3 protein-coding genes are annotated in these 7340 nt (G+C 35.6%); all 3 read left to right on the top strand.

All coding sequences use genetic code 11. The features are described from left to right. Nucleotides 1-288 precede the first annotated feature (288 nt). Nucleotides 289-3783, top strand: coding sequence for an S-layer homology domain-containing protein (locus H9635_RS03395; protein ID WP_191698731.1), 3495 nt, complete (start codon nt 289-291; stop codon nt 3781-3783). Nucleotides 3784-4106: 323 nt separating this feature from the next. After that, nucleotides 4107-5951: an S-layer homology domain-containing protein gene (locus tag H9635_RS03390; RefSeq protein ID WP_191698730.1), complete on the top strand. Its 1845-nt coding sequence runs from the start codon at nt 4107-4109 to the stop codon at nt 5949-5951. A 27-nt stretch (nt 5952-5978) separates the two neighbouring features. Then, the coding region (locus H9635_RS19440) for a bacterial Ig-like domain-containing protein (RefSeq protein WP_191698729.1) at nt 5979-7340 on the top strand (1362 nt) is incomplete at its 3' end.

Here is a 7340-nt window from a genome sequence, read left to right as displayed (position 1 = left end):
TACAGGAAACTATTATTTAGATGAAAAGTGTTCATTTGAAATGAGCAAAAACTGTTAAGTTTATTTTAGCGGTTACAATAGAATATATTATTTCTTCCTTAGCTTCATACCTCTCAATTTCATCCTATTTCTACTGTTATATATCATATTACCTTTTAATATTGAAAATTATGGATATAAATATTTATTTTTACTTATAATTAATCTAGGTTTTTAGGTGGTGAATTCATTATTTTATCCGCATATTAACCTTTAAATATTTTACTGAGAAAAAGGAGAAATGAGACAATGACTAAGAAAAAGTATTTCAATGCAACACTTGCAGCAGCGCTTGTAGCTTCGGGTGTTGCCGTAGTGGCTCCGGCAACTGCTGAGGCGAGTTTTAAAGATTTAAAGACGACTGATTATTTTTACAATGATATTTTGAATCTTCAACAACGTGGGATTATTCAAGGCTTTGCAGATGGTACTTTCCGTCCGAATGCTGAGGTTACACGTGGTCAAGCAGCAAAAATTTTAGCTGGTGCTTTAGGATTAGATACAGTAAACGTAACAAATCCAGGTTTTAAAGATATCCCGAAAACTCATCAATATTACGGTTCGATTGCAGCTTTAGCGAATGCTGGGATTATTAGTGGATATGAAGATCAAACATTCCGTCAAGGTGAACCAATTTTACGTAACCATATGGCGAAAATGATTGCGAATGGATTTAAGTTAGTAACATTAGAAGGTACTACACCATTTACAGATGTTCGTAAAGATTATGCACAATATATTGCAGCATTATATGAAAACAAAGTAACGACTGGTAAAACAGCTACTACATTTGATGGTGCCTCTAATGTAACGCGCGGTCAATTAGCGACTTTTGTGGTACGTGCAGAAAATGTACAGGCTACTGAGGAAGCAACCTTCACGATTGATGAAGTGACAGGAAATACTATTAAAACTTCAACAGGTGAATTAAAAGTAACTTCAGCAACACAAGCAATTTTCACCGAATCAAATGCAGCCGCTTTAAAAGGTGCACAAATAATAGCAATTGTAAAAAATAATGAGATCGTAGAAGTGAAGTCTTTATCCATTGAAGCAGCTAGCTCTGAAGAAGCACCGGCAGTATTAGATTTAGGTCAAGCTACCATTACAGGTAATGTAATACTAAAGAGTGCATCTGTTAAAATATCAAATGCTACAATTCAAGGTAAATTAGTTATTGATCCTATTAAAGCTTCACCAGTAGCATCTTTAGGTGCAATTGTAGCAAATAGTACAAAAGGTTCTACGATTACGTTAGACCAGGTTACTACTCCTACAATTGAAGTAAACCGTAATGAAACAACGGTAGCTGGTACAGCAACTGTTGACACATTAACAGTGGTAAAAGCTGGAGAAGTTTCAATTAATATCGAAGGAACAATTAAAACATTAAATGTTCTTGGAAAAGATTCAAACATTACATTAGGTGCGAATACAAAAATTGATAAACTTATATTACCAGTAGATGTTAATGCGGTTGATGTTATTAAAAATTATGACTCGATTAAATCTAACATCGCTCAAATCGTAACGTCTGATGGAGTTAAGGTAGAAGCACCGACAACTTCTGGCTCGAACTCAGTATACATTCCGACATCAAATGATAATCGCGTAGAACAAATTTCAGGCTCTACAATTTCTTCTGCCGGTACATACGGTCCATCAACGGGCAAACAAGTAATTAATGGTGACTTATTCATTAATACAGCGAATGTAAACTTACAAAACGTTACAATTAACGGAAACCTTATTTTAGGTGAAGGGATTGGAGAGGGAGATGTTCATTTAAAAGGAGTTAATGTAACTGGCCAAACAATTGTTAAAGGCGGCGGTAAAAACAGTATTTACTTTACCGATTCAGTATTAGCGACAGTAATTGTAAATAAAAATACAGGTGCTGTTCGTATTGTTGCACAAGGTAGCACACAAGTATATGAAGTACAATTAGAAACACCAACTTTAGTAGTCGAGCAAAATTTAGCTGAAGGTTCTTCTGGCTTTGAAGACATCACTGTTTCTGAAGCAATGCAAACAGCTGGTGAAGGCTTCCAAGTTGAATTAACGGGTGTATTTGAAACAATTAACTCACGAGCGACAAATGTTCGTATTAATTTAAGTGAACAAACGGATATTCGTACTTTAGTATTAAATGCAGCAGCAGAAGTATTAGGTACGGGCGTTATTCAACAAGCTCACATTAACGCAGAAGGTTCTACACTATCTCAACGACCACAAAACTTAGTATTAGACATTAATCGAGGATACAATGCAGTAACGGTTGCAGGTGAAACGATTACGGAGAGCTATTCTGATCCGAATGCAACGGCAACATTAACATCGGCATTAGCTTCACAAAATGCAATTTCGTTACAATTAACAAACTTTATTGCTGGCTTAACGATGTCTGATTTTGAAGTGAAAGCATACATTGATGGCAATGAAGTGGTATTACAAGGTTTAGAATATGATGCTAATAAACAGCGTATTACGTTTACACCACTTAATGTAGCTGAAAATGCTGGGAAAACTGTTGAAGTAAAAGTAACTTCTAAAAATGCTAAAGTAACTGGGGTTAATTTAGCTTCTTCATACGAAGTAAAAACAGGGTTTGCAGGTCGTATTACAGATATTCAATATGTTGGTATTCCAAACTTATCGATTAAATTCCGTGCAGGTTCAGGTACAACACAAGGTGAGGTAGTAGCAACTGCAACAACTGATGCGTACGGTTACTATTCAATAAATTTACCGGCAGGCGTTTATACAGGGGAATTTTCAGCACCTGGTTATGTAACATCTTACATGATTGCAAATTCTTCAACGGATGTATTTTTAACGGATCAACATGAAACAGCTATCCGTGCAGCCGCTTCACAAGAAATTAAAATTATGCTTTCTTGGGACAAGGATCCAAGAGATTTAGATTCACATTTAGAGGGACCAACAGTAGATGGCGAGAAATTCCATATTTATTACGGGGAGAAGCGTACAACTTCAAATGGAATTGTTTATGCTGATTTAGATTGGGATGATGTAGATTCTTACGGTCCAGAAACGACAACAATTCGTCAATTATTAGACGGAGAATATCGTTTCTATGTACATCATTTCTATGGTAGCAATACATTACGTACATCTGGCGCAAAAGTTCAAGTATTCTTAGGGAATGCGACAGCTCCAGCCCATATTTTCGAAGTACCAGAAGGTGAAGGAACAGAAACTTATTGGAATGTATTCGATTTAGTTGTAACGAATAATGGTGAAAACGTAGAAGTTCGTCCGGTTAATACTTTATCAGAGCCACGTGAACCACAAGATGAATTCCCAGGTGAAGACACTGAAAATCCCGAAGATAATACGGATAACCCAGAAAACAGTGAGGATTCAGAAGGAAACACAGGTAACCCAGGAGAAGAAACAGAAACTCCAGAAAATACTACGAATGATACGGCAGGTGTAATTACGACTACAGCGGACACAGTGAATATTGCGTTTACAAACACAGAAATTACGCATTTAACGACAATTGACTCAATTGAGTTAATTACTGGTACAACTGCAGACACAGTAACTATTACAAGTGAAGATAGCATTGCTGTAACAACTTCTCAACAAGGAATAATTAATGTCACATTTAACAAAACAAGATTTGCAAACTTAATTGAGACGGATGTAACTAAAGTAATAATTCGTTTCCGTGATGTAAATGGTGTAACAAAAGAGCTTGAAGTAAGCATTAACTAATAATAATAGAAACTGCGTGATCCTAATATTAAGGATTCACGCAGTTTTTTTGTATAACGAGAGAATGGTTAACGCATTACGCATCCTACTATTATTGTTTACCTTACCTTATTTGAGGTTTATAAATTTTTTTACTTATCTTCTGTCTTAGGTTGATATTAAACTTAATCACTTGTTTTAATGTTATTTTTTTGCAATTAATTAATCCCTTGTAATTAACACGAAGTCAACTATTATAGACATTTATAAAAATTTGTATCTAAAGTAATATAATGTGATTTAGTCTTAAACGACTATAAAATGATTTATAGGAGGTATTAGGTATGAAGAAAAGAGAAAAATCGAAATTCGTAAAAGCAACAACAGCAGCAGCGGTTGCCGCTTCAATTGTAGCAGTAGCTGCTCCAATCGCACCTGAGGCAAGCACATTTAAGGATGTACCATCATCACATCAATTCTCAGAAGCGATTAAAAGTTTAAGTGATCGTGGCATCATTAATGGTTATCAAGATGGGACTTTCAAACCTGGACAAAACTTGACACGTGGTCAAGCAGCAAAAATTATTGCAGGTGTACTAGGTTTAGACACGACTAATGTAATCAATCCTAACTTCAAAGATATTCCAACATCACATCAATATTACGGAGCAATCGCTGCATTAAAGCAAGCTGGCATTATCGATGGTTATGAAGATGGTACTTTCCGCCAAGGGGCAAACATCCAACGTAACCACGTTGCAAAAATTATTGCGAACGCATTAAATTTAAAATCTACATATGCTGATGTATTGCCTTTTACTGACGTACGTGCTGATTATAAAGAAGCAATCGCTGCTTTATATGATAATAACGTAACAACTGGTAAAACAGCTACGAAATTTGACGGTTCTTCAAATGTTACGCGTGGACAAATGGCAGCATTTATTACACGTGCAGAAGCTGTAGCTCAAGCAACTCCGGAAACAACTCAAAGCGTAACATTCAAAGTAGCAGAATATACAACAGCTGGTATTGATGCGAACGGCGCTACTTATTCATACAGTGATTCTGTAAAATCAATCTTTACTGAAGGAAACAAAGAAGCATTAATTGGTGCAACTATTGTAGCAACAGTTAAAGATGGCGTTTTAACTAATGTAAATTCTCTTACTTTAAATAACGCAGGAACAGCAGATAAATTAGTAACTTTCTCTGCAAATACGACGATTGATGCATTAACTATTAATGCAGACTATGTATCTGTTTCTGGTTTAACAGTAACAGGAAACGCTACTGTAACAACAAATGTTGGAAATTCTGTAGAACTAGACGGTACTACGGTAAATGGTGACTTAATCGTAGATGATGCAATTGTTGGTAAAGTGGCTTCATTAGATAACAAGTTTGCAAATGATGGGAAAAAAGGTCCGAAAGTAAAACTTAAAAATTCAAAGGCAGGTAAAATTCATGTGAAACGTAATGATACTGCTATTGAATCGGATTCTATCATTACTGAAATTACAGTTGCTGCCACAGTTACTGTAATTAACATTGATGGAACGGTTACAAAAGTTGTAGTTGAATCGACAGCAAAACTTGAATTGTCAGGTAATGCAAATATCGCTCAATTATTATTAACGTCAGCGGTAGAACTTGCATTACAGATTACAGGTACTATTGAGAAATTAGCAGTTACTAACCCAACAGCAAAAATTACAGTTGGTACTGATTTAAAAATCAATGAATTAACTGTTCCAGCCGGTTCAACAGCTGCAGGAATTGTTTCAAATTATGCAGCAATAGCGTCGCAAATTGTGAATGTTATTGTTGGAACGCCAACTCCAGGAACTGGTGGAGTTACGCCAAATCCAACACCAATAATAGATAATGGGAACTGGAACCCTGGGGTACCTCCAGTAATCAATCCAGAGCCGAAACCAGAACCATCAAAAGATATTTTATTTAAAGACTTAAACAGTTCTAAAACTCAAGGTACAGGATTAGGTACAGATGTTAATTCATTCTTAATCACAGATCTAGAAGGTGCAACAAATTCTAATACTATTAAAATTGAATTAAGTGATGGTACGCAATATGAGTTTAAACAAAGTAGTGTAAATGAAGATCGTTATTTAGTTGAGTTGCCAGCAGGAGTAGATTTAGGTTCGTCTAAAATCATTATTGAATAAATTTAAAAATACGAAGAGGTGAATTAAGTGAAAAAGAAAAATTTATATAAAGTCCTAGCTGGTACAAGTGTAGTAGCAGTAGCTAGTGTGGCTTCAATTACCCCAGTATCATTTGCAGCTGAAACGACTGCAGCTATTGATAGCGTTGTAATTTCAATAAATGGAATAAATTATGAAGTTTCTAAAGAGAATTATATAGATGCATTGGCAGAGGAATGGGTTAACGCTTCTGATGTAACATATGTTGCGATAGGCGATAAATACTACGAACGAAAATTATATGTAGATTATATTGCAGAATCAGAAAATAAAGAGACGGCAATTCAACAAGCCATTGCAGAATTATTAAAGAATACAGATAAAGCAGTTGGCATCACACCTATAAAAGCGAAAATTGGTAAAAATGGTGTAGAGGCAGTAGTAACAAATTATACAATAGAAGATATAGAGGCATTGCTTAATACATTACAAGAACCTGATGCTTATACAGATGAGACAGTTGAAGCATTTAACTTAGTATTGGCAGAGCTAGCTGAGATGTATAATCTAGAAGAACTAACATCATTTGAACAATTAACACAAGAAGAATTAAATGCATTTTACCTAGCTGTAAAAGCGGGTATACAAAACCTTGTTTTGAAGGATCCAACTCTGATAACGTTAAAAAGCATAGAGATAATGACACAACCAGTGAAAATAGAGTATACAACAGCAGATACAGTGTTAGTCAAAGATGGTCTAATAGTAAAAGCTGTTAAATCTGACGGGTCAAGAGAAGTAGTAACAGACTATAGCTTGTCAACTGTAGACTTTACAACAACTGGTAGAAAAATTGTAACAGTAACGTATGAAGGAAAAACAGCAACATTTGAAATAATAGTGAAGGCAACTACTGGTGATCAGACTTCGCCAACACAAGCAGAGTTAGATGCGTTGGACATCTCAGCAGTAAAAGAAGCATTAGGGACAACGTTTGCTAACATAACAACTACAGATACAGCTTTACCAACAGTAGCAGATGAAAAAGGCACAACAATTGATTGGTCTGTTACGGGTAGTGATGGTCAAGCAATCACAGGTGTAAGTATAGCGAATGGTAAAGTAGTAGTAGATAATAGTACAGTAGCGGTAAACGCAACTGGTGCGAAGCTAGTAGCTACGATTAGCAAAGGTCAAGCGACAGCAGATACAGTAACATTCACATTTGATATTAATGTAGCGAAAGCAAGTGACCAAAAAATGCCTACTTTATTAGAAGTCAACCTTGGAAATAGTGGAACAGTAACTGTACAAGAAACAAAGGTAGATGCAAAGTTAACAGATGGGTTGAAAACAATCACATTTGAATCGTCTGAAGCAGGAACACTCCAGTTCATCTATCAGGGGAAA

The sequence above is a fragment of the Solibacillus faecavium genome (assembly GCF_014836905.1).
GTDB lineage: Bacteria > Bacillota > Bacilli > Bacillales_A > Planococcaceae > Solibacillus > Solibacillus faecavium.
Note: the sequence above shows the minus strand (reverse complement) of the source record. Positions and strands in the feature narration are given on the sequence as shown.